The organism is Mesorhizobium sp. WSM4306, assembly GCF_007003975.1.
Lineage (GTDB): Bacteria > Pseudomonadota > Alphaproteobacteria > Rhizobiales > Rhizobiaceae > Mesorhizobium.
Genome location: NZ_VFTC01000001.1, coordinates 209,699 through 236,420, shown reverse-complemented (window position 1 = coordinate 236,420; position 26,722 = coordinate 209,699). Strand labels below are relative to the sequence as shown.

The following is a 26,722-nucleotide window of genomic DNA, read 5'->3' as shown; positions in this document are numbered from 1 at the left end:
GCTCCTTGACCTCCTAGGTCAGTAACTGTCGGCAAATGTCGATGAACGTCGCGGCCCAGCCGGCCAGAAGCGCGAAGATGGCGAGCCAGATGAAGAGCAGGAAATGCCAGTACATGGCGCAGAGTTCGACGCTGAGGCGAAGCCGCTCCGGCCGTGCTCCGTTCCAGGCGCCGGCGGTTGTCCTGCTCAGGCCCACCAGCCCGCCGACTATGTGCAGGCCGTGCATCCCGGTTATCAGGTAGAAAAAACTGTTGGCCGGATTGGAGGCCAGAAAATAACCGTCGGCGGTCAGGTCCCGCCATGCCATGAGTTGCCCGACGAGGAAGGCGATCGCGGTGAGCCCAGCCGCGGCAAGGCCGAGCCTGACCGTGTCCATCTGGCGTTTGCGCGCTGCGACCGAGGCGCATTGAAGCGCGATGCTGCTCAGGACCAGCATGCCGGTGTTGAGCCAGAGCAGGCGTGGCATGGGCAGCGGCTGCCAGTCCGACAGCGCCATACGCATGAAGTAGGCGCTGGTGAACAGCGCGAACAGGCAGCCGACGACGGCGAGGAAGACACCGAGGCCGATCTTGGCGGTCGGCAGGCCCGACCGGTCGAAGGCGACAAAATCTCCCGCCGCACCTTGCTCGAGCCATGGCTTGGTCATCAGCCGCTGATGCGAGAGCCACCAGCCGGCAAAGCCGGCGATCACGAGCAGGAAGACCAGGATGACGCTCATGCCGGCTCCCTGGACGGGCCGAATGTGCCCGGCATGTTTTGCGGAATGAAGTCCTCCTTGGCGCCCGGCACGCTGTAATCATAGGCCCAACGATAGACGATCGGCAGCTCCTTGCCGAAATTGCCATGCGCCGGAGGTGTCTGCGGCGTCTGCCATTCGAGTGTCGTGGCCCGCCATGGATTGCCACCAGCCTCGCGGCCATGGCGGATGCTCCAGATCAGATTGAACAGGAACACGATCTGGGCAAAGCCGACGATGAACGCCATGATGCTGATGAACGAGTTCAGGTGATGCGCCGACTCGGTCATGACCGTCACGTCGGTCATCTCGGCGTAGCGCCGCGGCACACCCATCAGGCCGATATAGTGCATGGGAAAGAAGATCAGGTAGGCGCCGACGAAGGTGACCCAAAAATGGAACCGGCCCAGCGTCTCGTTCAACATCCGGCCGGTGACCTTCGGGTACCAGTGGTAGATCGCGCCGAAGATAACGAGGATCGGGGCAACACCCATGACCATATGGAAGTGGGCGACAACGAACATCGTGTCCGACAGCGGGACGTCGACGACGACGTTGCCGAGAAACAGCCCGGTCAACCCGCCATTGACGAAGGTGACGATGAAAGCCATGGCAAAAAGCATCGGTATGGTGAGATGGATGTCGCCGCGCCACAGCGTCAGCACCCAATTGTAGACCTTGATCGCGGTCGGGATGGCGATGATCAATGTCGTGGTGGCGAAGAAGAAGCCGAAATAGGGGTGCATGCCGCTGACATACATGTGGTGCGCCCAGACCACGAAGCTCAGCGCGCCGATGCCAACGATGGCCCAGACCATCATACGGTAGCCAAAAATGTTCTTGCGCGCGTGGGTGCTGATCAGATCGGAGACGATGCCGAAGGCCGGCAGCGCCACGATGTAGACTTCGGGGTGGCCAAAGAACCAGAACAGATGCTGGAACAGGATCGGGCTGCCGCCATTGTGCTGCAGCTGTTCGCCCATCTCGACGACTGCGGGCATGAAGAAGGAGGTGCCGAGCGCGCGGTCAAGCAGCATCATCACGCAAGCGACGAACAGCGCCGGGAAGGCGAGCAGCGCCATGACGGTGGCGGTGAAGATGCCCCAGACGGTCAGCGGCAGGCGCATCAGCGTCATGCCGCGCGTGCGGCCCTGCAGCACCGTCACGACATAGTTCAGGCCGCCCATGGTGAAGCCGATGATGAACAGGATCAGCGAGACAAGCATCAGAATGATGCCCCATTCCTGGCCGCCGGGTGTGCCGGTCATGATGGCTTGCGGCGGATAGAGCGTCCAGCCGGCACCGGTCGGCCCACCAGGCGCAAAGAAGCTCGACACCAGAACCAGCACCGCAAGCAGGTAGATCCAGTAGCTCAGCATGTTGACATAGGGAAAGACCATGTCTCGGGCGCCGACCATCAGCGGGATCAGGTAGTTGCCGAAGCCGCCGAGGAAGAGTGCCGTGAGCAGGTAGATCACCATGATCATGCCGTGCATGGTGATGAACTGGTAGTAGGCCTCAGGGGTGATGAAATCGAACGTGCCGGGGAAGCCGAGCTGCAGGCGCATCAGCCAGGACAGCACCAGCGCGACCAGGCCGATGGCCGTTGCGGTTGCCGAATACTGGATGGCGATGACTTTGGCGTCCTGCGAGAAGACGTATTTCGTCCACCAACTGTGCGGATGGTAGAGTTCCATTTCCGCGACCTCGGCGGGCGGGACGGCATCTGCAGGCGTGATATCGACCATAGGAGCACCTCCGTGCCCTTTTCAGCGGGACCCGACAGTTTCGAGTTTTGCCGCAACTTTCAAAGCTGACACCGTCGCGTTGCCCGGCGCCTGTTCCGCCGAGCCCGTCTGCTGGGGCGCCGACAATTGCGCGAACGTCTGTTGCTGGTCGAGCCAGGCGACATAGTCTTCCTGGGTGTCGACCATGACGATGCCATGCATCATCGGATGCCCCTGGCCGCACAGTTCGGCGCACAGGACCTGGAACGTTCCGGTCTTGGTCGGGGTGAACCAGAAATAGGTGACCGAGCCCGGGATCATGTCCATCTTGGCGCGGAATTCCGGCACGTAGAAATCGTGCAACACATCGATCGAGCGCAGCAGCATCTTGACCGGCTTGCCGACCGGCAAATGCAGGTCGGCCGCTTCGACCACGACATCGTCCTGGCCGTTCGGATCCTTGGCGATCACGCCCAGCGGATTTTCAGCGGTGACGTCACGGGTGTCGGATGTGCCGAGCTTGCCGTCCTTGCCGGGCAAGCGGAAACTCCACTGCCATTGCTGGCCAACGACTTCGACCACGGTTGCGTCGCTTGGAACGTTGACGAACTGGCTCCAGACGAACAGCCCGGGGACCAGCATGGCGGTGACACCCACTCCGGTGACGATCGTCAGCCACCATTCGAGCCGCTTGTTCTCCGGTTCGTAGGCAGCCCGGCTGCCTTCGCGATGACGGAAGCGGAAGACGCAATAGGCCATGAACAGCACCACGGCGGCGAAGACGACGCCGGTGATCCAAAAGGTGATGATGATGGTGTTGTCGATATAGTCCCAGTTGGAGGCAATCGGAGTCCACCACCATGGGCTCAGGAAGTGGAACAACACCGAGCCCAAGACGATCAAAACGAGTACAACCACGATGGGCATGTCCCGTTCCTCCGGGTATTTCAGGGGGCGCGAAGCCGTCCCGGGAAAATACCAAATGCATCATGCGTGATTTGCAATCGAAATTCTAGAGCCGGCTGTGGAAGGGGCAAAAAATCGCTTTTGCGGCGGCGGTCCATGCCTGGCTGGTGACACCGGATCAAAGCGCCTTGATGACGAAGCATCCGGCCAATAGCAGCACGACACCAGTGAGCCGCATGCCTGAGACGAACCGCTGCGGCAGCCGAAACCAACCGAATGTATCGACGAAAATGCTGGCGACCTGCTGGCCAGCCACCGTCAAGCTGACGGCCGCCGCAGCACCAATGACGGGGATGGCGGTGAAGATCGTCGTGACATAGGTGGCGCCGGCGAACCCGCCGAGCCAACCCCACAAGGGCATCGACGACAGGTCCGCAAGGCGAGGGCGAGGCGCCTTCGTCAGGACAAGCGTGGCCAGAAGCACCGTGGCCATCGCCAGCATCGCCACCAGGAATGAGATGGTGCCGACGGCAAACGGCGCGCCGCCAAGGTCGTGCCTAAGCAAGGCGTTGACCGCACCTTGCACCGGCAGCACGGCGCCTGCCAGCAGCGCCAGCCCGATCCAGCCCAGCTTCGAAGGCGCGAGATTGTCGGCCGCGCCCTTCTGTCCGAGAACGATGAGGGCAGCACCAACAAGCACGATAAGCATGCCAAAGGCTGGCCCGGGGAGCAGTCCGGCTTCGGGAATCCCCAGCCAGCCGAATGTGTCCAGGGCGAAGGATGCAAGCATCTGCCCGGCGATGACGAGGCCGACGGACACAACAGCGCCGAGGCGAGGGAACAGAAGAATGGTCGAAACGACATAGAAGGCCGAAGCCATGCCGCCAATCGCGTGCCACCATTCGGTCTTGCGAACGGCGAACAGTGCCGGCGTCGTTCCGGTAAGGGCTGTGATCGACAGCAGCACGATGGCGCCGACCGCGAGCTGAAGCGTCGTCGCGGCAAAGGGCGAGCCGACCGCCTTTGACAGTTGGGCGTTGGCGCCAGCCTGCACCGCGAGCAGACTGCCTGCGACAAGCGCCAGGGGTATGAAGAGGATTTCCACGATATCATTCCTTGAATTTGAGGCGTGCGACCGTTGCGACGGCTTATATGGCGTGCGCGGATTCGCAGATCGATCTGCCGATTTGCCCATTTGCTGTGCGTTTCTGCAGGGCCCTGTCGGGATTTTAGCTCGCAACTTCGGTGTTTTCCCTTATCTTTCTGCAAGAATGCACAGCTCACGCGACCAAATCGACTGGGAAGATCTGCGTATGGTGCTGGCCGTCGCTGAGGGCGCTTCGCTGGCGGCGGCAGCGCGGATCCTGGGCGTGAACCACACCACTGTGCTGAGGCGCGTCAACGCGTTCGAAGCGCGGCTTGGCATCCGTCTTTTCGATCGGCTGCCGACGGGCTATGCGCTCACCGCCGGCGGCGAAGAGCTGCTGGGTGCGGCGCGCACAATGGCCGAGACGGTCAACGAACTGACGCGCAAGCTGTCGGGGCAGGATCTCAGGTTCGAAGGCACGTTGCGGGTCACCACCACCGACACGCTGATGGCGTCGGTGCTGCCGCCGATCCTGGCGGCGTTTCGTAATCGTCACCCCGGCATACGGGTCGAGGCGATGACGCAAAACTCCATCGCTAATCTGGCGCATCGCGATGCCGACGTGGCGATCCGGCCGGTGTCGCAGCCGCAGGAAATTCTGGTCGGCAGGCGCATTTCGGGCGTCGCCTTCGCCGCCTACGCGGCGCGCGCCTATGCCGAGACGCTGCCGGCGGAGCCGAGATTCGGCGCGCTGCGCTGGATCGCTCCCGACGACAGCCTCGCCAACACGGGCGTCGCCCGCTGGATGCGGTCGTCACTGCCGGATGCCGAGATAGCCATGCGCGCCGATTCCCTGGTGACTATGTCTCACGCCGCCGGGGCCGGCATGGGGATCGCCGCATTGCCCTGTTATCTCGGCGACAGCCTGCCCGGGCTTGTGCGGGTCGGAGGGCTGATCGAGGAGATCGGCTCGGCGCTGTGGGTGCTGGTGCATGACGATCTGCGCCGCACGGCGCGCGTGCATGCCTTCACCAAATTCGTCTCCGGCGAATTGCAGCAGCGGCGCGATCTTCTGGAAGGCAGGCTCGGCGGCGGCGCGCGTGAGGCGCGCGCCAACTGAAGCGCGTGCGTTCGGGATCAGCCCGCAAAAAAGCCAGAGGCATGTGATCACGAAGCGGTGACGGCCGTAACGAAGGCTCGGCAGGCTGCGAAGACTGGATGAAGGCGCCGGGCGAAACATTTGCGGCGCGCCCCAGCCGAAATCTGGGCGCGATCCGACAACCTCTCAAGGAATTCGCGATCATGATAAATCGGCGTACTTTCTCCACCGCGCTCGTCGCCGGGGTGGCGACGGGCCTATTGGCCGGCTCCCACACGACGTCAGCGCAGACTGCCCCAAAAGTTCGCAATGTCGTTCTGGTCCATGGCGCCTATGCGGATGGCTCGTGCTGGTCGGAGGTGGTTGGCCTGCTGCAACAGGCCGGCCTCAACGCAACCGTTGTCCAGCATCCGCTGACCACGCTGGAGGCTGGCGTCGAGGTAACGCGCCGTGCGATCGCACTCCAGGATGGACCGACGGTCCTTGTCGGGCACTCTTTTGCCGGCATGATTGTCACCGAGGCAGGGATGGATCCAAAGGTCTCCTCGCTCGTCTATGTCGCGGCGCGCGCGCCGGATGCGGGCGAAGATTACACGGCGCTCGCCAAGACTTTTGCGGCGCCGCCCGCCTCCGCCGGGCTCGTCTGGTCCGAAGGCTATGGCAAACTCAACGAGGAGGCTTTCCTGCGGGATTTCGCCGGCGATATTCCTCGCGCAAAGGCGCGCATCCTCTACGCTGTCCAAGGGCCGATCTCTGACAAGCTTTTCACAGGAAAGACAACGCAAGCGGCCTGGCGCTCGAAGCCAAGCTGGTATGCGGTCTCGACCGAGGATCGCACGATCAACCCGGATCTCGAGCGCTTCATGGCAAAGCGCATGAACGCAAAGACCATTGAAGTGAAGGCAAGCCATTTGTCGTTGATCTCTCACCCCGACGTGATCGCCGGGCTCATCTCGCAAGCAGCCGGGTCGCTCAGCTAGCGGGATTGGCCGGATCTGGGGCGGCATGGTGGCGGCCTCGCCGCGTGACCTGCCTGGCGAGGCGCCTTATGACCCCGTGGCCCGACAAACAGGCACCGCGTCATTTACATCCTCGCCTTGAACGCTAAGCTCCTCTGCCTAACCCATCTCTAGCTTCAGACCGCATTCGCCGTGACAGGAACCTCATGACATCCGATAACAAAGCGCGTGAACATTTCGCCACCGATCTCGCGCAGCGCGCCGGCGAGCTCGGCCTGAAGTATTTTCGCGATCTCGACAATCTCACCATCGAGAGCAAGGGCCATCAGGATATGGTTTCGCAGGCCGACCGCGAGGTCGAGCTGTTCATCCGCGCGGCGATAAAAGCTGCCTTCCCGGGCGACGGCATCGTCGGCGAGGAACATGCCTCGGTCACCGGGTCGACCGGGCATGTCTGGGTGATCGATCCGATCGACGGCACTGCGAATTTCGTGCGCGGCATTCCGGCCTGGTGCGTGGTCATCGCCTGCGCCAAGGATGGCGATACCGTCGTCGGCGTCATCCACGAGCCCTCGACCGGGGAGACCTTCCATTGCCGCAAGGGCGGTGGCGCGTTTCTCAACGGCAAGCCGATGAAGGCAAGTGCCGCCACCAACCTGACCGAAGGTTCGGTCGGCACCGGCTTCTCCAACCGCGCCGAGATGCAAAATATCGTTACGCTCATCCGCTCGCTGATTGCCGAAGGCGGCGTGTTTTTCCGCAACGCTTCGGGTGCGCTCATGCTCGCCTATGTCGCTGCCGGCAGGTTGCTGGGCTATGTCGAGGAGCACATGAACGCCTGGGATTGCCTGGCCGGCATGCTTTTGGTGGAAGAAGCCGGCGGCACAATCGTCAAGCCGGACCCGAGGACCGTTTTGGAAAAAGGCACGCTGGTTATCAGCGCCGGCAACGGTGTGTTCGCCCAGATTCGCGACCTCTGCGTCGAACCCTTCAAGCTTTGATCAGGACCGGTCCGCGCTCCGGAAAGCCGATTCCGACGGCGTCGCCCCCCTGAAACGGCGCATCGACGTTTCGCGACAACACGAACACGTCGCCAAGCGCCGTGGCAACGACCAGTTCGAGATGGCTGCCGGTATAGGTGACCTTTGCGAGCGTGCCTGCGATCGTCTGCGGCGCGCCGGCAGGACCGATCTCGATGCGGCTTGGACGGACGGCCAGCTTCGCAGGGCCGGCTTGGTGGCCACGCGCCGGCAGTTTCAAGGCAAGCGTGCCTAGCCGGACGGTAGCTTCGTCCCCTTGCACCGCGACCACCTCGCAATCCAGGATGTTGGCTTCACCGATGAAGTCGGCAACGAACGCGTTGGCTGGCGCGTCGTATAGTTCGCGCGGCGTACCGTCCTGCGCGACCACCGCTTTGTTCATGACGATGATGCGGTCCGAAACCGCAAGCGCCTCTTCCTGGTCGTGCGTGACGTAGACCACAGTCAACCCGAGCTTGGTCTGGATCTCCCTGATTTCCTCGCGCACATGCCGGCGCAGCTTGGCATCTAGGTTGGAGAGCGGCTCGTCGAACAGCAGCACTAGCGGTTCGAGCACCAGTGCGCGCGCCACCGCTACGCGCTGCTGCTGACCACCCGACAGTTCGCTGGGCAGGCGCGCCCCGAAATCGGTCAGGCCGACCAACTCCAGCCCGGCGCGGGCGCGGGACGCGGCCTCCTTCTTGTCGTGGCCGGAGAAGCGCAGGCCGTAGGAGACATTTTCCATCACCGTCATATGCGGGAACAACGCATAGGACTGGAACACCATGGACACGTCGCGGTCGGTGGCCGGCAAGCGCGTTACGTCGTTGCCGCCGATGAGGATACGGCCGCTGGACGGCATCTCCAGGCCGGCGATCATGCGCAGCGTCGTCGTCTTGCCGCAGCCGGAAGGTCCCAGAAGCGTCACCAGCTTGCCGGCCTCGATCGCAAGCGAAATGTCGTCGACCGCCGGCGTGCTGGCGCCTGGATAAGTCTTGGTGACATTTTCGAAGGTCACTGAGGCAGCGTTGCCGCGAATTTCGGCCATCACCCGGCTCCTACTATTGTTGTCGGGCCACTTGCCGTTCCCGGCAGGCTGACATTGGTGCGCACGCTCCAGCCGCCGTCGCCCTTCTGGATGCCGCGCCGGCCGATATTGCGGCTGCCGACGACCAGTTGCATCAGGCCGATAACCACCAGCATGACGACGATCAGCACCGTCGAATAGGCGATGGCGATGCCGTATTCATTGTTCTCGACGCGCCCGACGATGTAGCTGGTCGAAAGATCGTAACGCGCACTGACCAGGAAGATGACGGCGCTGATCGCGGTCATGGCGCGCACGAAGGAATAGACAAGCGCCGCCAGCATCGCCGATCTCAGCAAGGGCAGGATGACGCGTCTGAAGGTCTGCCAGGAGTTGGCGCCAAGCGTCAGCGAGGATTCATCCAGGCTGCGGTCGATCTGCGACATCGAGGCGACGCCGGCGCGCACGCCGACCGGCATGTTGCGGAAGATGAACGACAGCACGAGGATGATGCCGGTGCCGGTCAGTTCGATCGGCGGCACGTTGAAGGCTATGATGTAGCTAACGCCGATGACGGTTCCCGGAATCGCGAAAGACAGCATGGTGGCGAATTCGAAGGCATTCTTGCCGCGGAAATTCTGGCGGACGAGGAGATAGGCGGTCAGAAGCCCGATGCCGGCGGTCAGCGGCGCCGATATCAGCGCGATCTCCATCGTCGTCCAGAACGAACTCCACGCCGACCCCGACCAATGGATGCCGAATTCATTCCAGCTGACGGCGAACGCTTTCTTGTAGTGCTGCAGCGTCAGGCTCTGATCGACCCCCCACAGCCTGACAAAGCTGCCGTAGAAGATCACCGCGTAGACCAGCACGGTGAACGCCGTCCACAGGCCGGCGATGACATAGAGCGCACGTGTCAGCCCGTTCGGCAGGCGCGGATGGACGCCGGCGTCGCCCTTGCCGGTGACGGTGGTATAGGAACGCCTGCCGATCCAGAAACGCTGCGCATAGAAGGCCCCAAGCGTGAAGCCCAGCAGCACCAGCGCCAGGATCGCAGCAAGTGCGGCATCGTTCTGCGCGCCGACAATGGCGAAGAAGATTTCCGTCGACAGGACGTCATAGTTGCCGCTCAGCACCAGCGGATTGCCGAAATCGGCCATGCTTTCGATGAAGCCGAGCAGGAAGGCGTTGGCGAGGCCTGGCCGCATCAGCGGCAGGGATACGGTCCAGAAAGTCTGCCAGCGGCTGGCGCGGAGCGTCTGCGAGGCCTCTTCCATGGATGGGCTGACGCCTTCCACAACGCCGATCAGAACCAGGAAGGCGATCGGGGTGAAAGCGAGAACCTGGGCGATAAGCAGGCCGGGAAGGCCATAGACCCAGCGTGTCGGCTGGATGCCGAAGACACCTGCGACGCTCTGGGTCACCGCGCCCGACAGGCCGAACAACAGGATGATGGCAAGGCCGATGACGAAGGCCGGGGTGATGATCGGCAACACAGTCAGCGCACGCAGCAGCTTGCCATAGCGGAAACCCGTGCGTGTCACGACAAGCGCGAACACCAACCCCAGAAACATGGTCAGCAGGCCGACGAGCACGGCGAGCAGCAGCGAGTTCCAAGCAACGCCGCAACGGTTGCCACCGGCGAGACAGTCCAGGCTCCACAAGCGCGAACTGAGCAGCTTGGCTAGGAACACGACAAGCGAATAGCCACCGTCGTCGGTCTGCATGGCGTTGGCCAGCATCATCAGGATCGGCATGAAGATGAAGATGGAAACCACCGCGACGACGAAGCCGATCGAGCTGACGACGAATACGTCGCCACCGACGGCACCGCGCGCGGCAATGCCAAGGGTGAGCAGAAACAGAAAGGCGCCACTGACCAGAAGGGCGCCGTAGCCCATGCCGAATTGGCGGTCGCCAAGATCGCCGAACAGGCTGGTCAGCCAGCTGAACTGCCAGCCGTGCAACCCGATAGCGAAGCCCTGGAACAAAAGCCAGCCAAAACCGGCAGCGCCGCCAATGACCAGCAGCCGACCAAAAACCGGATCGGATTTGTTGCGACCCCACAGCAGCAGCGGCGCCGCCAGCAGGAAGCCGAGCGGCGCCAGCCACAGTTTTTCGCCCTTGAGGGCCAGAACCAGCGCTGGAGCGAATTTGCTATCGACCGGGTAGCCGTCGAACAGCCAGGAAAAACCGAAGAACCCGTCTTCGATGCCGTACCAGGGCAGCAGGGCAAAGCCCACCCAGCCGATCGCCATCCAGAGGACGACGATCGGTTCGAGCGGCCCGCGGGTTTGGCGAAAGCGCATCTGCTATTGCGGCAGCGACGCGACCTCTTCGTCCCATTTTTTCAGCAGGCGCTTGCGCTCTTCGCTCGATCCATACTTCTTGAAGTCGTAGTCGATCAGCTTGATGGCAGCGAGGTCCGGCGCCTTGTCGGAGGTTTTTGCCGCCTTGTTCGACGGAACCTGGAACGACCCCGCATCCTGCGCCGTGGACTGGACATCGGCCTCGAGCGCCCAGTCGTAGAATTTTTTCGCGGCCTCCATGTTGCGGGCGCCCTTGATGATCGATTCCGAGCCAATCTCGTAGCCGGTTCCCTCGCAAGGGGTGACCGGAACGATCGGGAATCCGGCGACGACCTGCGACACGGCGTCGTGGATGAAGACGATGCCGATCGTGGTCTCGCCAAGCCCGGCGGCCTTGATCGGCGCCGAGCCCGACTTGGTGTATTGGTTGACGTTCTTGTGCAGGGCTTTCAGGTACTCGAAACCCTTGTCCTCGCCGAACAGCTGAACGATGGTCGCCAGCATGTTGTAAGCTGTACCTGAGGAATTCGGGTTGGCGACCTGGATATGCCCCTTGTACTCCGGCTTGGTCAGATCGGCCCAGCATTTCGGCTCGGGCAGATTGTTCTTGGCGAGCAGATCCTTGTTGTAGCCGAAGCCCAGCGCGCCGGAGTAGATGCCGACCGTGCGGTGGCCGGATGTTTCAGCCTGCTTGATCGCCCAGGGCTGCAACTGGTCGAGCAGGGGCGATTTGTACTCCTCGGTCAGACCTTCCTCGGCCGCCTGCAGGTGTGGATCACCGGTGCCGCCCCACCAGATGTCGCCCTTGGGATTGGCCGCCTCGGCGCGCAACTGGGCATAGATTTCGCCAGCGCTCTTGCGGGTCATGTCGACGGTGATGCCGGTCTTTTCCTCGAAGGCCCGCGCCGTCTGCTGACACCAGACCTCGTCGACGCCGCAATACATGGTCAGGCTTTCGGCGGACGCCAATGACGACGCGCCCCACATGCCGGCGGCAAGGATACCGGCGCCGAGAATCGCCCTTTTTATCATGTTGAATTCCTCCCTAGGTTATTTGCCGACTTATGAAACCCAGATAGGCGGAAAATTCAAGTTGGAAGGTGGCTGGCAAGTTTTTGCTTCGAAATACAGCCGAATTTGATCTTTCTGCGGTGCCGCGACCCGCAGAAAGCAAGTGGACTGCGGCTTGCCTGGCTTAGATCAACAACAGGCCCTTCATCGAGGCATTGGCCTTCTTGCCGATGATGATGTGGTCATGGACGGCGATGCCGAGCGGCTTGGCGCTGTCGATGATCTGCTTGGTCATTTCGATGTCCGCGCGGGAAGGTGTGGGATCCCCTGAAGGGTGGTTGTGGACCAGGATAACGGCGCTGGCCGAGAGCTCCAGCGCGCGCTTGATCACTTCGCGCGGATAGACCGGCGTGTGGTCGACGGTGCCGACCTGCTGCACCTCGTCGGCGATCAGCACGTTTTTCTTGTCGAGGAAGAGGATGCGGAACTGTTCGCGGTTCTCGAAAGCCATTGCCGAGCGGCAGTAGGCAAGAAGCTGCGTCCAGTTGGACAGCACCTCGCGGTCGCGGACCTCCGTGCGCGCCATGCGCTGCGCGGCAACGGCAATCACCTTCAGGTCGACCGCCACGGCGGGGCCGATGCCCTTCACCTCCTGCAGCAGCGCCACCGGCGCGCCGAGCACTTCGCCGAATGTGCCGAAGCGCGCCAAAAGGGCTTTGGCGATAGGCTTGGTGTCGACGCGCGGGATCAGGCGAAACAGCAGCAGCTCGAGAAGTTCGTAGTCGGGCAGGGCGTCGGCACCGCCCGCAACGAAGCGCTCGCGCAAGCGGTCGCGATGGCCATGATAATGCGGCTTCTCGGTTGATTTGTCTTTTAGCGCCTTGTCCTTCGCCGGCGGTTCAATCCACCGCTCGGAGAAGAACCCTCGTTCGTCGTCATTGCTCTTCCCCATCCATCCCCCCGAAGGCTTCGGCATAAGACTAGAGCGACAGGCCGGCAGCGGTCGAGTGCTTTTCGAAGACGGTGTAATGCCGGCGGTGAACGGACTGCGCCTGTCGTATCGACCGAGGCCTCAGAGAATCAGGCGGCTGCGGTGATCCGCCGGCGCTTCATTCGGCCGGCGTGGTTCGATTGCGCGTCCATGTCGACCCGTCGCAGGACGGCGCCGAGATCGTCAACGGCGTTGCCGACCGCATGCGCCGGGAGATCTACCGCAACATCGGCCTCGAAGAGCTGCTTCACCCGGCTGTTGTCGGCTAAGGTCGCCAGCCACAAGAACAAGAAACACAAACGGGCCGGCGCTGTGCCGCCGGCCCGTTTGCGTATTTGCATCGCTAGGCCGGCAAGCCGGGGCGGTCGAGCTTGTTCGGCGACAGCGTGAAAATCTCGCAGCCTGTGTCGGTGACGCCGATCGTGTGTTCGTACTGCGCCGACAGCGAGCGGTCGCGCGTCACCGCCGTCCAGCCGTCCGACAGCACTTTCACATGTGGCCGGCCGAGATTGATCATCGGCTCAATGGTGAAGATCATACCCGGCCGCATCTCGACGCCTTCGCTCGACGTGCCGTAGTGCAGGATGTTGGGCGCGTCATGAAACAGCTGGCCGACGCCATGGCCGCAGAAATCGCGCACCACCGAACAGCGCTCGGCCTCGGCATAGGTCTGGATGGCAGCGCCGATGGCCCCGGTGCGGACCCCGGGCCGAACGGCCGCGATGCCGCGCATCAGGCATTCATGAGTGACTTCGAGCAGGCGTTCGGCGGCGCGCTTGATGGTGCCGACCGGATACATGCGCGAGGAATCGCCGTGCCAGCCGTCGAGGATGTAGGTGACGTCGATGTTGACGATGTCGCCGTCCTTCAACGGCTTGTTGTCGGGAATGCCGTGGCAGACGACATGGTTGATCGAGGTGCAGGACGATTTGGTGTAGCCGCGATAGTTGAGCGTCGCCGGCAGCGCGCCATGGTCCATGCCGTATTCGAAGACGAACCGGTCGATGGTCTCGGTGGTGACGCCAGGCTGGACCATCGGCACCAGCTCGTCGAGGCAGCGCGCGGTGAGATCGCAGGCCTTGCGCATGCCGGCAAAGCCTTCTTCGCCATAGAGGCGGATCTGGCCGGTGTTCCTGAGGGGTGCCGTGGCGGCGTCGAGATAAGTGACCATTGTGTCCGTTTTTGCCTGTAAGCGGGCTATGCATATCAGCCCGTCCGAAAATCTTCCCAGATTTGGCACCGGAAGCCGCAAGGTTCAAGGAAGAAAGCGTTAAAGTGCGCGCCTGGGCGCGCTTTAACGCCCGAAGCTGCGACCGCAGAGACGACACATTTTTGCGCGACATCAGGTCAAAGCAACTTTTGACGACGAACGGCGTTGGGGCGACACCAGTTCGGGAGACTTGGAAATGGACAGATTGCAATTCGAGGTGCCGGTGCGCATCGCGCCCGCGCCCGGGCTGCCGGTAGAGGAGATTTACAGCGTCGAACAGGCGCTGGATGTCCTGCATGAGTGGCCAAGGAAGCGACAGGGCAAGGTCTATGAGGCGGCGTTCAACGCTTGCTTCGGCGCCACGGTGGATGTCGTCAAGATCGAGGACGCCTGCCGTGCGTTCATGGCGTTCTGCCGGGTCAGCGGCCTGCTGGCCAGAGACATGATGGTCACGGCAAAGCGCGGCGGTGGCGAGGCGAGGGGCCTGCGGATTTAGCGCCTTTTTTTGATCCGGAGGCTGACCACCCGACTCGCTCGGATCGACGCGGACTCCGCGCCGTTAAGGTTCCGTTTCCGACTTCACAGCTAGGCATGACGCCATAGAGCAGCGTCTGATTCGTTGCGTCCGTGTCATGGTGCAGAATATGTCCTCAGCAAATGTGCGCCCCTTTCCGCTAGACCGGCAAACCATGCTGGTGCGCGAGGTGGCGGCCAGGCTGGGCAGGTTGCATGGCGACACGGCCAATTCCTTCTGGAAGGCCACGGCGCGCGAACTCCTCGACAAGGCGATCGCCGCCGGCAGCGACGCGGCTTCGGCCGCCAACGATGTCCGCCGGTTTTTTGCCGCCGTCCAGGACGAGATGCATTTCAAGGCGAATGATGCCGCACCGGGGCAGCGCCAGACGCGCACCCGGCTCTAAGTAGAACCACACTGACACGCTCATCACTGCGTGGCGGGCACCGACGACGCCAGCCGTGGACCGGTCTCGGCGTCGACGATCTCGGGCTTGGTGCTGTCGATCGTGCCGTCCCAGCCACCGCCCAGCGCCTTGTTGAGCGCGACATAGTCGGTGGCGATGGCGATGCGGCTTTGCAGCAGATCGTCCTCGGCCGAATAGAGCGAACGCTCGGCGTCCAGCACGTCGAAAAGGCTGGCTTCCCCTGATTTGAACAGCGTGCGCTCGAGATCTGCGGCCTCGCCATAGGATTTCACGGAAGCGGCGCGGCCAGGCCCCTCGGCGATCCCGGTGCCGGCGCGGTCCGAATCGGCTATGCCTGCGCCATGCAGGAAACGTCTCTCTACGTCCCGGTGAAGCGGTTTCTCGAGAGCCTGGAATTCACCGTCAAGGGCGAAGTCGGCAATTGCGATATCGTGGCGCTGCGCGACGGCGAGCCGCCGGTGCTGGTCATTTGCGAACTCAAACTGCAGTTCAATCTGGAACTCGTCCTGCAAGGCGTCGATCGCGCCGCGGCATGCGACGAGGTGTGGCTGGCGGCGCGCATGTCGGCGCGCGGCAAGGGCCGCGAGCACGACCGCCGTTTTCGCGCGCTCTGCCGTCGGCTCGGTTTCGGGCTGTTAGCAGTCAGCGCCAAAGGTGATGTCGAATTGCTGCTCAGTCCAGCCGCTCTGCCGCCGCGCCGTGACCCGAAGCGGCGCTCACGGCTGATGGAAGAGCACCGGCGCCGGCGTGGCGATCCGGTGGCTGGCGGCGGTTCGCGCGCGCCTGTTATGACCGCTTACCGGCAGGATGCGCTGGCATGCGCCGCCGCCATGACCGACGGCCCGAAACGCCCGCGCGATCTGAAAACGATTTCTCCGCGCGCGGCCAGCATCCTCTTGGACAATGTCTATGGATGGTTCGCCAGGGCCGAGCGCGGCGTCTATGCGCTGACCGAAGGTGGCCATGCGGCGTTGCAGCGCTGGCCGCAGGTGGCGCACGACCAGGCGTGAGGATTTTTTCGCAGTGCCTGCGGCGTTACTCCCTGGCGGCGCTCAATCGCCGGTAGGAGACGCCATCGAACCTTGCCGTCACAAAGTCGGTGGCCGACATTTTTCGTTTGCGGCCGTCGCTGCAGCTGTAGAGCGGCCAACCGGCATCGCTGCATTCGCTGGCGGAGCAAAAGCGGGCTAGGCAATTTCCGACGGTCACCCGGAAGCCGCCAGTGCCTGCAAAACCCTGCAGCAGGCTGCCGTCCGCCGCGCGCCATGTCCGTGCCCTGAATTCGGCGCGCAGGAGCCATGGTTCTAGCGGGACCGCCAGGCTGTTCCGGTCGGCGCTTCCTGCGAGAGCGAGACGGCTGCGTGCCATGCCCGATGTGTAGGCGGTTACAAGGTCCGATCCGACTGAGTAGGCCGAGGCTATGCTGGTGTTATCGAGTACATGGGAGATTTTCTCACCCGCTTCTGCCCGCTGCACCAACAAGGCCGTAAAGAGGAGTAAGGCAAAGCAGGCTTGCAGACCATTCCCGCCGCTGGCCTGCCGCCGGTCCGCCCGCGATGTCTCCCAAGCCCGCATCCTGCCCGATCCCGCCCGTGGCGCGCCTGCCACAATCCTCCGTCATCGATGAAGGCACAATGACGGCTAACCCCTGACATCCGCCAACACGGCGTTGCCAAGGGCGGATGCATCACGGCAGGATGCTTGTTCGTCGGTTCCTATTCAAGGCCCTTGGCGCGGTCCCAGGCTTTCGACCACATCCTGAGCGACTTCTGGTCGAGGGCCTTCGGCAGATGCAGGTGCGCCATCGCCCAGCGAAAGCCTGCTGATCGCCAGGGATTTTCTGTCACCGGTTGCGACGAAGGATCAGGCTGGCACGCTGCGCCCGCCCGCCGACCTGCTTGCCTCCTCGCTCATCCATGACGAGCACCCGACCGGCTGGGCGGCCTGGCTGCGCAGCGCCGGCGTTGAGCCGAACGGCACCTGGCGCGGCAGCAATTTCAGCGACTGCGACTTGGTGCTTGCGGCCGCCGAGTGGCCAGGCGTGGCGCTGGGCAGCCTGTTCCTGGCGACGCCGTCGCTGACATTAGGGCTGCTCGTGCAGCCGTATGACCATGTCCTGGATGCCGGTCGCGGATGGTATGCAATCTCGACCCAGGATCGCTTGCGGGACGTCGACGTGCTGCGGACTTGGGATTGGTTGCGCCGACAGGCGACGTCGGCCTCGCTCGCCGATTCGTGACCGCGTGACCGTTGCACAACTGCGTCGCAAGATGCGAATTGGCGATACGACGTTCTACTTGGATGCCGCCATGCCCCTAGGCAAGATTATGCTCTGCGCTGCTGCAATGACTGTTGCCGCTACAAATTTCGCCGACGCCCGGCCTGACACGCGCAAAATGACGTGCGCGCAGACCCAGGCGACGATCCAGAGCCAGCATGCCGCTGTGCTGTCCACCGGACCAAACACCTATGACCGCTATGTCCGCCAATTCGGCAATGAGTGTGATGCTCCTTCCTTGCCAATGGCTGAGTATGTGCCGGCCAGTGACGGCCAATGCAGGGTTTATCGGTGCGAGGAGGCGTCGCCAATGGTTCCGAACTGATAGGCGGCGCCGGTTTCGCTGGGGATACCGGCCGATGATGCTTACTTGACCTGTTCGACCTCAGGAGCAGGTGCCTGGTCGGTCGAGGGCACCGGCGTGCAATCTTGCCCCTTGCACTCCTCGACGTGGTCCTCGGCCGGCGGCAAGCAATTTTGCCCCTCGCAATGAACCGGCGGCTGCTCTGGTACCGCTGCGGCGTTCGGCGAAACAGGCTGATCTTCGGCGCGAACCGACACTACGCCTGCCAGGCCGATCACGGCCGCGCATAGAAGCGCTATTCGAAGCAAGTTCATTCCCGACCTCCACGGCTGAGAGCGAATGGAACTTACACTTTCGAACAGACGCCGACATACCATCACCCGCGAACGACGTTAACAGCACGTTTCCATCCCAGCGATGTCCTGCGGCTGTCTGTTGGACAAGCTACCGGGATGTGACGCGCCCGCGCCAGCGGGGTGCGGCTTGCGGGCCTCTTAACCTAGGCGGCGCGCCGTTGGGGGATTTGGAGACCCGGACGGGCTCGACGAGGGTCCACGGCGGTCACAATGGTGTGGTGGTGATCGCAGTAGACACGATCCGGCGAAGTTGCCCCTGCACAAAAACGGTAGCCGCCAGGTACTGACGGGTCTTCGCTCACCGGGAAGCGGCACTGATGGACGCCGAGCTGAATGAGGGGAACGTCTCTCGAAGTTAGTCTGACATTTTCAGGCATGATGGTTTTCAGGTTCCTTGGTTCATAGCCATTGCTGGCTGACAGCCGCAGTGCGACCCGTCGGGCGAGCTTCTCTCATTTTGGAGGGCTTTGGATCACCATATGGTGCTGGTCGCACCGTCAATGAAGCCCGGCGCCCTGCTTTTGAAGCCAACAGTTTGCGACTTAAGGCCACACCTGCGCCGACGCGGAGGTGCATTTCGGGTCCACAGACATCAAACCATAATCAAGTCAGTGAAATATCTGGTACGCCCAAGGGGAATCGAACCCCTGTTACCGCCGTGAAAGGGCGGTGTCCTAACCGCTAGACGATGGGCGCGCTCAGACGAAGCGGCTTATAATTGCGTTGTTGCCAACCGGCAACCCATCAGCCGCCGGATGCGACAACTTTTTTCGAAAGCGGCGAGAACGGGTGTTTCGGTGAGCCAGCGCAGGTTTTCTGGTGTCGCGAGGCGCACCCTCGAAAATTAGGCGGAAAGCCTCGTGCAATCGTCATCCACGGGCGGAGCAAGGAGCGTAGCGACGCGGCGCAGACCCGAGGATCCATGCCGCGACTTCAACGCGTTGCTACGGTGCAGATTCTGCTCCGCTGCCTGCGCGCCGCTTCGCGTCGCTACGCCCAAGGATGACGAAGTCGCGGAGGCTTCGACTACCCGCGCCTACGGCAGCGCCAGTTCCAGTCGCGCTCGGGGCCGACGTCGACGTGGACGGATTCGGTGTGGCAGTAGGTGCCGACGCCGCCACGGCCGGGCATGGTCCTGATGTAGCTCGCCAGCTCCCATTTGGAGACGCCGGGAACTTGGATGTCGGCGGCGGCGCAATACATGTGCAGCGAATTCTTGGCGCCGTTGGCGCGACGGTTGCGGGCCGGGTCGCGATAACCGGAGGTGACCATCATCTTGCGGCCGTAGTGACCTTCGATCGTCTTCAGCACGCGCACCAGCGACGGCTTCAGGCAGGCGACATCGACGCTTTCGTTCTGCTTCAACAGGCCGTTGGGCGCCAGCCGGGCGAGGCCGGCGGCCGAGGCCACCTGATAGGCGCCGCCCGAGCCCTCATCCTCGTTCAGGTCAACGTCGCTTTCGTCGTCGATGCCGGATTTGCGCTTGATTTCGAACAGCGCCGTCTGGCGCACGCCGGGCAGCGCATCGGCGCCGGTGATATGATTGCTGCTGTCGTCGCCGAGCGAGGCCAGCTGCAGCGGCTTGTCGGCCGAACTGGCCGAGGCCAGCGTGACGATGGGCTTTGCCGGTGCTGCCTTGGGCTGGGCAGCACCCGCAGGCTGTTCGCCCGGGCGGGATTTGATCAGCGGAGCGGGTGCAGCCGAGGCTGGTGCTGTGCTGAACAGCGAAGCGAGGAAGCCCTTCTTCGGCGTGTCGACCTGCTGGGGAGCCGCGGCCGTCACGTAGACCTCATTGGTCGCAGGGGCAGTGGCCGTCGGTTTCGGTGCGGTCACGCCGGCATCGGCTGCGGCAATCTTCTGCGCCGGGTCGTCGGTTGCGGCCGCCGTCTGCGCCGGCTGTTGCAGCGCCTGCGGCGTCTGGCCGACGATGGTGTCGGGGCGGGCGGGTACGTTGACGGGGAAGCCGGTGCCGGGCTTGGCCAGCGGCACATAGGCGACCTGCTCGGGCAACGTCGCATCGCCCGCGGCCGTCATCATCATCTGTGGCCCCGTCGAAGTGATCTGCGCGGTCGATGTGACCTGCGCGGTCGAATCGGCTGGCGTCGCAGGGCTGGTGCCGGAAGCCGCGGCGATGTCAGAAGCGGTGGCGTTGTAGCCGGGCATGCCGACGGACATTGTCGGGTCGCCGGCGGAGGTGCAGGACGCCAGAAGCACGGAGAAAAGCGCTGCCGCTATAGTGCGACCCTCTCTCCCCGCGAGACGCGATCCTACTGATTTCAAAACTAAATTCCCCCTCGGTGCCCGGTCGGCCTGCTATTGGTGCGGGGTCGAAACATTCACGTCCAATAACCCTGTGTTCCCAAACCGGAAACGAGACTTGTGTCAATTCTGCAAGCCTCTGAATTAATCGCTCGTTGGAGGTGAATTGAGGCTACTTGATGGTTGACGACACCATTTCGCCCCGTTTTGCCGGCCCGTCAACTCACCAGACATTACAGTCCGTTACACTCGCACCTTCACATAGGTGCCGGGGGCATCACCCAGGGTTTTCATATGCTTGCCCGGTTTGCGGGCGGGAACGAGGGTGTCGTCCTGGGTCTCGATCCAGTGCTGCCAGTGCGTCCACCAGGAGCCGGGATGCTCTACCGCATTGGCGAACCACAGGCCAAAATCGCCCACCGGCTTGCCGCCGGTCCAGTACTGATACTTCTTGGCCGCCGGCGGATTGACGACACCGGCGATGTGGCCGGAGCCGGCCATTACATACTCGACGTCGCCGCCGAAATATTGCGAACCGAGGAACACCGAAAGCGCCGGCGCGATGTGATCTTCCTTCGACGCCAGATTGTAGACCGGGATGGTGACATCGGCGAGCGACACAATGCGCCCGGCGAGCTCCATCACGCCGCGCGTCAGATTGTTCTCGAGATAGCAGTTGCGCAGATAGAAGGAATGGTTGGCCGCCGCCATGCGGGTGGAATCGGCGTTCCAGTAGAGCAGGTCGAAGGGCAGGGGATCCTTGCCGCGCATGTAATTGTTGATGACATAGGGCCAGATCAGGTCGCCCGAGCGCAGCATGTTGAAGGCGGTCGCCATCTTGGTGCCGTCGAGATAGCCCTTCTCATTCATCGATTTCTCGACCGCCGCCACCTGGTCCTCGTCGACGAAGACTTTCAGGTCGCCGGCATGGGTGAAGTCGACCTGCGTGGTGAAGAAGGTCGCCGACTTGATGCGGTTGTCGCCTTCCTGCGCCAGCAGGGCGAGGGCGGCCGCCAACAGCGTGCCGCCGACGCAGTAGCCGATGGCGTTGACCTCCTTCTCGCCGGTCGCCTTCTCGATCGTGTCGAGGCCGTATTGCAGGCCCTCTCGGATGTAAGCTTCCCAGCCCTTGGCGCCGTGGCGCTCGTCGGGATTGATCCAGGAAATGACGAACACGGTGTGACCCTGCTCGATCGCCCAGCGGATGAAGGATTTCTGCGGGTTGAGATCGAGTATGTAGTATTTGTTGATCCAGGGCGGGCAGATCAGCAGCGGCCGCTTGAGCACGGTCTCGGTCGTAGGATCGTACTGGATGATCTCGGCGACATCGCTGCGGCCGACCACCTTGCCGGGTGACGTCGCGACGTTCTTGCCGATCTCGAAGGGCGAATAGTCGGCTTGTCTCAGCTTCAAGTCGCCCTTGCCGGCGGCTATGTCCTCGGCCAGCATCTTCATGCCGCGCACCAGGTTTTCGCCATTCGAGGCGACGGTTTCGCGAAACAGCTCCGGATTGGTCAGGATGAAGTTCGACGGCGAGATGGCGTTGGACACCTGCTTGACGTAGAAGCTCGCCTTGTGGCGGGTGTGGTCGTCGAGGCCTTCGGCGTGCTCGACAAGGTCGGCCGCCCAGCGCGAGGTGACGAGATAGGCCTGTTTGAGGAAGTCGAAGAACGCGTTGCGGCCCCATTCAGGGTCCTGGAAGCGCTTGTCGCCGCGCTCTGGCTTGACCGCATCGTCGGGCGCCTCGGCATTCGGGCTGATGCGCTGGATGGCGTTTCCCCAGACCGTCATGTAGCCGGCGAACAGCCGCGTCTGCGCTTCCAGCGCGCGTTGCGGATCGGCCAGCCAGTATTCGCTGAGCTTGGAGAAGGTTTTGACCATGTCGACCACGGGTTCGGCAACGTGATCGCGCACCTCGCCCTTTTCGCGCGGCTCGGCCCAGGCGGAGGCCGCCTTGCCGGCCTGCTCGACCATGCGCGCCATGTTCAACGCGAAGCGTTCCGGGTCTTTCACCAGATATTGCTCGACGGTCGAAGATTGATCATCTTCCGCTTTGCTCGAATCGGGTGCTTTGGACATGGCTCGCGGGGTTCCTCCCGAGGCGTTTTCTTGACATATTATCATGGGACATCTGACCGGGTCCAATGCGCTGTACCCCGGCTGCCAGGAAAACAATATGACGATTAACACCGGCAAGACCATTTTTTCGGGGGCAGGCCGCTTTTGCCGCATCGCCGTGGCGACAGCTTTTCTAGCGCCAGGATTGTTGGCAGCAGGCGGTTGCACAAGCGCCAACACGGGCAACGGGATGAATGTCGGCCTGACCCAGGGCGCGCAGGACACCGGCTCCTATCCAAACCTCAACATCCCGCCGCAGGTAGCGGCAAAGCAGCTGACCCCTGAGGAGACCCAGGCCAAGCTTGCCCTGCTGAAGGGCGAACAGCAGGGGCAGCAGAGCAAGGGCGGCGGCGGTGTCCCGTCCACCAGCCCGGCGGCCCTGAACTCGCTGGCGAAGAACCATGGCAAGGATACGCTGAAGCAGATCGAGGCCAAATGCGATCCCGCCCTCGACCCTACCTGCAAATAGGGTTATATGGCGCGCCGAAAGCCCACCTTTGCCAAGGTCCGCTTTGCCAAGCCAACTCTGCCAAAGCCAATTCTAATCGTCTGGAACTGACATGGAAGAATTTCACAAGGTCCGCCGGCTTCCGCCTTACGTGTTCGAGCAGGTCAACCGGCTGAAGGCCAGTGCCCGTTCGCGCGGCGCCGACATTATCGACCTTGGCATGGGCAATCCGGACCTGCCGACGCCGAAGGCGATCGTCGACAAATTATGCGAAGTGGTGCGCGATCCGCGCACGCATCGCTATTCCTCCTCGCGCGGCATTCCCGGCCTGCGCCGCGCCCAGGCCGCCTACTATCAGCGCCGCTTCGGGGTGAAGCTCAATCCCGATACCCAGGTGGTGGCCACGCTCGGCTCGAAGGAAGGCTTCGCCAACATGGCGCAGGCGATCACCGCGCCCGGCGACGTGATCCTGTGCCCCAACCCGACCTATCCGATCCATGCTTTCGGCTTCATCATGTCTGGCGGCGTCATCCGCTCGCTGCAGGTCGAGCCGGATGACGGCTTCATTCCGGCGCTCGAGCGCGGTGTCCGTCACTCGATCCCGAAGCCGCTGGCGCTGATCCTCAACTATCCGTCGAACCCGACGGCGCTGGTCGCCTCGCTCGATTTCTACAAGGACGTCGTTGCCTTCGCCAAGAAGAACGACATCATCATCCTGTCGGACCTTGCCTATTCGGAAATCTATTTCGACGGCAATCCGCCGCCTTCGGTGCTACAGGTGCCGGGCGCCATCGATGTCTGCGTCGAGTTCACCTCGATGTCGAAAACCTTTTCCATGCCGGGCTGGCGGATGGGCTTTGCCGTCGGCAATGAGCGGCTGATCTCGGCGCTGACCCGGGTGAAGTCTTATCTCGATTACGGCGCCTTCACGCCGATCCAGGTGGCGGCGGCATATGCGCTGAATGGCGACGGCGCCGACATCGCCGAAGTGCGCGAGGTCTATTTGAAGCGCCGCGACGTCATGGTCGACGCCTTCAGCCGCGCCGGCTGGACCATTCCCGCACCGGCGGCCTCGATGTTTGCCTGGGCGCCGATCCCGGAGCCGTTCAAGCATCTCGGCTCGCTCGAGTTTTCCAAGCTCCTGATCGAGCACGCCGACGTGGCGGTGGCGCCGGGCATCGGCTTCGGCGAGCATGGCGACGATCATGTGCGCATCGCACTGGTCGAAAACGAGCACCGGATCCGTCAGGCGGCGCGCAACATCAAGCGCTTCCTGGCGTCCAGCGCCAAGCAGCCGAACAATGTGGTGCCGCTCGCCGCGCATCGCTAGAGCAGTTCACCGTTTCACGGAAACGACGATCTGCTCTAACTCATTGTTTTTGACGCAATTCCGGACGGAAAACCGTTTCACACTTTTCCTGGAATTGCTCTAAGGTCGCCGCACATCTTAATTGAGCAAAGTTTGAGGGGCGTCGCCGGACATGGCTGAAGCGTTGCGTGTTGGAATTGCGGGTCTCGGCACTGTCGGCGCCTCGGTGGCGCGCGTGCTGCGCGACAAGGCGGCCGAATTGACGCGCCAGTGCGGCCGCGATGTGATCGTGACTGCCGTTTCGGCCCGCGATGCCAAGCGTGACCGCGGCGTCGATCTCGGCGCCGCCAAATGGTTCGACGATCCGGTCAAAATGGCGCAGACCGCCGAGATCGACGTCTTTGTCGAACTGATCGGCGGCGACGAAGGGGCGGCGCGCTCTTCGGTCAAGGCAGCTCTTGAAGCCGGGCGCCATGTCGTCACCGCCAACAAGGCGCTGTTGGCCAAGCATGGCGTGGCGTTGGCCGAAATCGCCGAGAAGAAGGGCGTGCTGCTCAACTACGAGGCGGCGGTCGCCGGTGGCATTCCGGTCATCAAGACGCTGCGCGAGGCGATGGCCGGCAATTCGGTTAACCGCGTCTTCGGCATCCTCAACGGCACCTGCAACTACATCCTGACCCGCATGGAGGCCGAGGGCATTTCCTTCGACGCCTGCCTGAAGGACGCGCAGCGGCTGGGCTATGCCGAAGCCGATCCGACCTTCGACATCGAAGGCCATGACACGGCGCACAAACTGTCGATCCTGACCAGCCTGGCCTTCGGTACCAGGATCGCCGCCAACGACATCTACATGGAAGGCATTTCCAACATCAGCCAGGCCGACATCCGCGCCGCCGGCGATCTCGGCTACCGGATAAAGCTGCTCGGCGTCGCACAGCGCACCGACAGCGGCATCGAACAGCGCGTGCACCCGACCATGGTGCCGACAGCCTCGGTGATTGCGCAGGTGCATGGTGTGACCAATGCGGTGGCGATCGAAACCGACATTCTGGGCGAACTTCTGCTCTCCGGCCCTGGCGCTGGCGGCAACGCCACCGCCTCGGCGGTGGTCGGCGACATCGCCGACATTGCCAAGAGCCGGCCGGGCTTCCAGCACGGTCCGGTTTTCGGCCTGCCGGCCAAGGAATTGCGCCCATACAAGAAGGCGCAGATGCGCAGCCATGCCGGTGGCTATTTCATCCGGCTTACCGTGCACGATCGCATTGGTGTGTTTGCCGCAATCGCCAAGCGCATGGCCGACAATGATATTTCGCTGGAATCGATCGTCCAGCACGCGGCCGGGCCGGAAACCGACGCGCAGAAGACAGTGATCCTGGTCACCCACGAGACGACCGAAGCGGCGGTGCGTAAGGCTGTCGACGGCATCACCAAGGACGGCCATCTCACAGACAAGCCGCAAGTTATCCGCATCGAGCGGGCCGGCTAGCTCCAGTCATATTTTTCGTTTAATCGATTGATATTGCTGCAATTTTAAAAAATTGATGCGGCAAGTCTTGCCGTTGTCATAGAGCTTTGACACAAGAAGCGCGCCCCTGGCGGAGGCGCATTGTGAACGAGGACTTCTCCCGATGAATGTGGCTCAGAACATAGTCGCCGGTCTCGACCGGATACTCACCATGGAACTCGTGCGCGTCACCGAGCGCACCGCGGTCGCCGCCGCCAGATTGCGCGGGCGCGGCGACGAGATGGCCGCCGACCAGGCCGCGGTCGACGCCATGCGCCAGGAGCTCAATCGCCTCGCCATCAAGGGCACGGTGGTGATCGGCGAGGGCGAACGCGACGAGGCGCCGATGCTCTATATCGGCGAAGAAGTCGGCAGCGGCATCGGTCCGGCGGTCGATATCGCGCTCGATCCGCTCGAAGGCACGACGATCTGCGCCAAGAACCTGCCCAACGCACTGGCCGTCATCGCCATTGCCGAAAAGGGCAGCCTGTTGTTTGCGCCCGATGTCTATATGGACAAGATCGCTATCGGTCCGGGCTATGCCGAAGGCGTCATCGACATCGATGCCTCGCCGGCCGAAAACATCGCCAGCCTGGCCAGGGCCAAAGGCGTCGCGGTGTCCGAGATCACCGCTTGCATTCTCGACCGGCCCCGCCATGAAAGGCTGATCGAGGCGGTTCGCGCCACGGGTGCGGCGATCCGGCTGATCGGCGACGGCGACGTCGCCGGCGTCATCCACACCACCGATCCGGAGGAGACCGGCATCGACATCTATCTCGGCACCGGCGGTGCGCCGGAAGGCGTGCTGGCCGCGGCGGCGCTGCGCTGCACCGGCGGCCAGATGCAGGGCCGGCTGATCCTCGACACACAGGAAAAGGTGGCACGCGCGGCAAAAATGGGCATTGCCGATCCGAAGCGGATCTACCGCGCCGAGGACATGGCGCGCGGCGACGTGCTGTTTGCCGCGACCGGCGTCACCGACGGTAACATGCTGGCCGGCGTGAAGTTCGGCAGCAATTCCATCACCACGCACACCATCGTGCTGCGCTCGTCGTCGCGCACCGTGCGCGAGATCAAGGCGCGTCACCAGGATCTGGAAAAGTTTTGAGACTTTCCTGTTTAGC

24 protein-coding genes, 1 tRNA gene and 2 pseudogenes are annotated in these 26,722 nt (G+C 62.9%); 13 read left to right on the top strand and 14 right to left on the bottom strand.

Annotated features, from left to right (window positions below):
* Nucleotides 1-13 precede the first annotated feature (13 nt).
* The 4 genes from FJV77_RS01255 to FJV77_RS01240 all read right to left on the bottom strand — a co-directional run bounded on the left by FJV77_RS01255 (nt 14) and on the right by FJV77_RS01240 (nt 4,474).
* Complete coding sequence (locus tag FJV77_RS01255; protein ID WP_142865051.1) at nt 14-718, bottom strand: cytochrome c oxidase subunit 3; 705 nt, start codon at nt 716-718, stop codon at nt 14-16.
* Complete coding sequence (gene ctaD, locus FJV77_RS01250) at nt 715-2,484, bottom strand: cytochrome c oxidase subunit I (RefSeq protein ID WP_142865050.1); 1,770 nt, start codon at nt 2,482-2,484, stop codon at nt 715-717. The genes FJV77_RS01255 and ctaD overlap by 4 nt, the downstream gene beginning before the upstream one ends.
* A 21-nt stretch (nt 2,485-2,505) precedes the next feature.
* Nucleotides 2,506-3,390 (bottom strand): cytochrome c oxidase subunit II, encoded by an 885-nt coding sequence (locus tag FJV77_RS01245; RefSeq protein ID WP_142865049.1) that lies wholly within the window; start codon nt 3,388-3,390, stop codon nt 2,506-2,508.
* 157 nt (nt 3,391-3,547) lie between these two features.
* Nucleotides 3,548-4,474, bottom strand: a complete 927-nt coding sequence (locus FJV77_RS01240) for a DMT family transporter (protein WP_210246342.1) — start codon at nt 4,472-4,474, stop codon at nt 3,548-3,550.
* On the opposite strand from FJV77_RS01240, the gene FJV77_RS01235 reads away from it, so the two are divergent.
* From FJV77_RS01235 to FJV77_RS01225, 3 genes are all read left to right on the top strand, one after another.
* Nucleotides 4,458-5,576, top strand: coding sequence for a LysR family transcriptional regulator (locus FJV77_RS01235; RefSeq protein WP_142865047.1), 1,119 nt, complete (start codon nt 4,458-4,460; stop codon nt 5,574-5,576). The two genes, FJV77_RS01240 and FJV77_RS01235, sit on opposite strands and share 17 nt — an antisense overlap.
* A gap of 179 nt (nt 5,577-5,755) precedes the next feature.
* A complete protein-coding gene (locus tag FJV77_RS01230; RefSeq protein ID WP_142865504.1) occupies nt 5,756-6,535 on the top strand; it encodes an alpha/beta hydrolase in 780 nt (259 codons plus the stop codon).
* A gap of 185 nt (nt 6,536-6,720) precedes the next feature.
* Complete coding sequence (locus tag FJV77_RS01225) at nt 6,721-7,515, top strand: inositol monophosphatase family protein (RefSeq protein WP_142865046.1); 795 nt, start codon at nt 6,721-6,723, stop codon at nt 7,513-7,515.
* Here FJV77_RS01225 and FJV77_RS01220 read toward each other — a convergent pair.
* The 4 genes from FJV77_RS01220 to radC all read right to left on the bottom strand — a co-directional run bounded on the left by FJV77_RS01220 (nt 7,505) and on the right by radC (nt 12,832).
* On the bottom strand, nt 7,505-8,581 hold the full coding sequence (locus FJV77_RS01220; protein ID WP_142865045.1) for an ABC transporter ATP-binding protein: 1,077 nt from the start codon (nt 8,579-8,581) through the stop codon (nt 7,505-7,507). The two genes, FJV77_RS01225 and FJV77_RS01220, sit on opposite strands and share 11 nt — an antisense overlap.
* A complete protein-coding gene (locus tag FJV77_RS01215; RefSeq protein ID WP_142865044.1) occupies nt 8,581-10,869 on the bottom strand; it encodes an iron ABC transporter permease in 2,289 nt (762 codons plus the stop codon). The genes FJV77_RS01220 and FJV77_RS01215 overlap by 1 nt, the downstream gene beginning before the upstream one ends.
* Nucleotides 10,870-10,872: 3 nt before the next feature.
* Nucleotides 10,873-11,901, bottom strand: a complete 1,029-nt coding sequence (locus FJV77_RS01210; RefSeq protein ID WP_142865043.1) for an ABC transporter substrate-binding protein — start codon at nt 11,899-11,901, stop codon at nt 10,873-10,875.
* Between the two features lie 163 nt (nt 11,902-12,064).
* Nucleotides 12,065-12,832: a DNA repair protein RadC gene (gene radC, locus FJV77_RS01205; RefSeq protein WP_142865042.1), complete on the bottom strand. Its 768-nt coding sequence runs from the start codon at nt 12,830-12,832 to the stop codon at nt 12,065-12,067.
* A gap of 182 nt (nt 12,833-13,014) precedes the next feature.
* On the opposite strand from radC, the pseudogene FJV77_RS01200 reads away from it, so the two are divergent.
* Nucleotides 13,015-13,140, top strand: a pseudogene (locus FJV77_RS01200) (oxidoreductase); the annotation flags it as partial.
* A gap of 74 nt (nt 13,141-13,214) precedes the next feature.
* Here the strand turns inward: FJV77_RS01200 and map are convergent.
* Nucleotides 13,215-14,042 (bottom strand): type I methionyl aminopeptidase, encoded by an 828-nt coding sequence (gene map / locus FJV77_RS01195; RefSeq protein WP_142865041.1) that lies wholly within the window; start codon nt 14,040-14,042, stop codon nt 13,215-13,217.
* Nucleotides 14,043-14,277: 235 nt separating this feature from the next.
* Here map and FJV77_RS01190 point away from each other — a divergent pair, with 235 nt between their 5' ends.
* Together FJV77_RS01190 and FJV77_RS01185 are read left to right on the top strand one after the other, a co-directional pair.
* A complete protein-coding gene (locus tag FJV77_RS01190; protein ID WP_142865040.1) occupies nt 14,278-14,577 on the top strand; it encodes a DUF982 domain-containing protein in 300 nt (99 codons plus the stop codon).
* Between the two features lie 148 nt (nt 14,578-14,725).
* Complete coding sequence (locus FJV77_RS01185) at nt 14,726-15,001, top strand: DUF6074 family protein (RefSeq protein WP_142865039.1); 276 nt, start codon at nt 14,726-14,728, stop codon at nt 14,999-15,001.
* Between the two features lie 23 nt (nt 15,002-15,024).
* On the opposite strand, the pseudogene FJV77_RS01180 reads toward FJV77_RS01185, so the two are convergent.
* Nucleotides 15,025-15,303 (bottom strand): annotated as a pseudogene (locus FJV77_RS01180) (TolC family protein); the annotation flags it as partial.
* Nucleotides 15,304-15,363: 60 nt separating this feature from the next.
* Between FJV77_RS01180 and FJV77_RS01175 the strand changes: the two are divergent.
* Nucleotides 15,364-16,032 (top strand): DUF2161 family putative PD-(D/E)XK-type phosphodiesterase, encoded by a 669-nt coding sequence (locus FJV77_RS01175; protein ID WP_142865038.1) that lies wholly within the window; start codon nt 15,364-15,366, stop codon nt 16,030-16,032.
* A 25-nt stretch (nt 16,033-16,057) separates the two neighbouring features.
* Here FJV77_RS01175 and FJV77_RS01170 read toward each other — a convergent pair whose 3' ends face one another.
* Complete coding sequence (locus FJV77_RS01170; RefSeq protein WP_246691106.1) at nt 16,058-16,597, bottom strand: hypothetical protein; 540 nt, start codon at nt 16,595-16,597, stop codon at nt 16,058-16,060.
* 244 nt (nt 16,598-16,841) lie between these two features.
* Between FJV77_RS01170 and FJV77_RS01165 the strand changes: the two genes are divergently transcribed.
* Together FJV77_RS01165 and FJV77_RS01160 are read left to right on the top strand one after the other, a co-directional pair.
* Nucleotides 16,842-17,261 carry a LysR substrate-binding domain-containing protein gene (locus FJV77_RS01165; protein ID WP_142865037.1) on the top strand — a complete coding sequence of 140 codons (420 nt, stop codon included), beginning with the start codon at nt 16,842-16,844 and terminating at the stop codon, nt 17,259-17,261.
* A gap of 4 nt (nt 17,262-17,265) precedes the next feature.
* Entirely contained in the window at nt 17,266-17,625 is a 360-nt protein-coding gene (locus FJV77_RS01160; protein ID WP_348643798.1) for a hypothetical protein, read from the top strand.
* Nucleotides 17,626-18,581: 956 nt separating this feature from the next.
* On the opposite strand, the gene FJV77_RS01150 is transcribed toward FJV77_RS01160, so the two are convergent.
* The 3 genes from FJV77_RS01150 to phaC form a co-directional block, all read right to left on the bottom strand.
* Nucleotides 18,582-18,656, bottom strand: a tRNA-Glu gene (locus FJV77_RS01150).
* A gap of 330 nt (nt 18,657-18,986) precedes the next feature.
* Nucleotides 18,987-20,135, bottom strand: coding sequence for a YcbK family protein (locus tag FJV77_RS01145; protein ID WP_246691105.1), 1,149 nt, complete (start codon nt 20,133-20,135; stop codon nt 18,987-18,989).
* Nucleotides 20,136-20,462: 327 nt separating this feature from the next.
* A complete protein-coding gene (gene phaC, locus FJV77_RS01140; protein ID WP_142865035.1) occupies nt 20,463-22,298 on the bottom strand; it encodes a class I poly(R)-hydroxyalkanoic acid synthase in 1,836 nt (611 codons plus the stop codon).
* A gap of 43 nt (nt 22,299-22,341) precedes the next feature.
* Between phaC and FJV77_RS01135 the strand changes: the two genes are divergently transcribed.
* The 4 genes from FJV77_RS01135 to glpX all read left to right on the top strand — a co-directional run bounded on the left by FJV77_RS01135 (nt 22,342) and on the right by glpX (nt 26,706).
* Nucleotides 22,342-22,806 carry a hypothetical protein gene (locus FJV77_RS01135; RefSeq protein ID WP_246691104.1) on the top strand — a complete coding sequence of 155 codons (465 nt, stop codon included), beginning with the start codon at nt 22,342-22,344 and terminating at the stop codon, nt 22,804-22,806.
* A 91-nt stretch (nt 22,807-22,897) separates the two neighbouring features.
* Nucleotides 22,898-24,115 (top strand): LL-diaminopimelate aminotransferase, encoded by a 1,218-nt coding sequence (locus FJV77_RS01130; protein WP_142865034.1) that lies wholly within the window; start codon nt 22,898-22,900, stop codon nt 24,113-24,115.
* A gap of 151 nt (nt 24,116-24,266) precedes the next feature.
* Nucleotides 24,267-25,580 (top strand): homoserine dehydrogenase, encoded by a 1,314-nt coding sequence (locus FJV77_RS01125; RefSeq protein ID WP_142865033.1) that lies wholly within the window; start codon nt 24,267-24,269, stop codon nt 25,578-25,580.
* 142 nt (nt 25,581-25,722) lie between these two features.
* Nucleotides 25,723-26,706, top strand: a complete 984-nt coding sequence (gene glpX / locus FJV77_RS01120; protein WP_142865032.1) for a class II fructose-bisphosphatase — start codon at nt 25,723-25,725, stop codon at nt 26,704-26,706.
* The last annotated feature ends 16 nt before the right edge of the window (nt 26,707-26,722 follow it).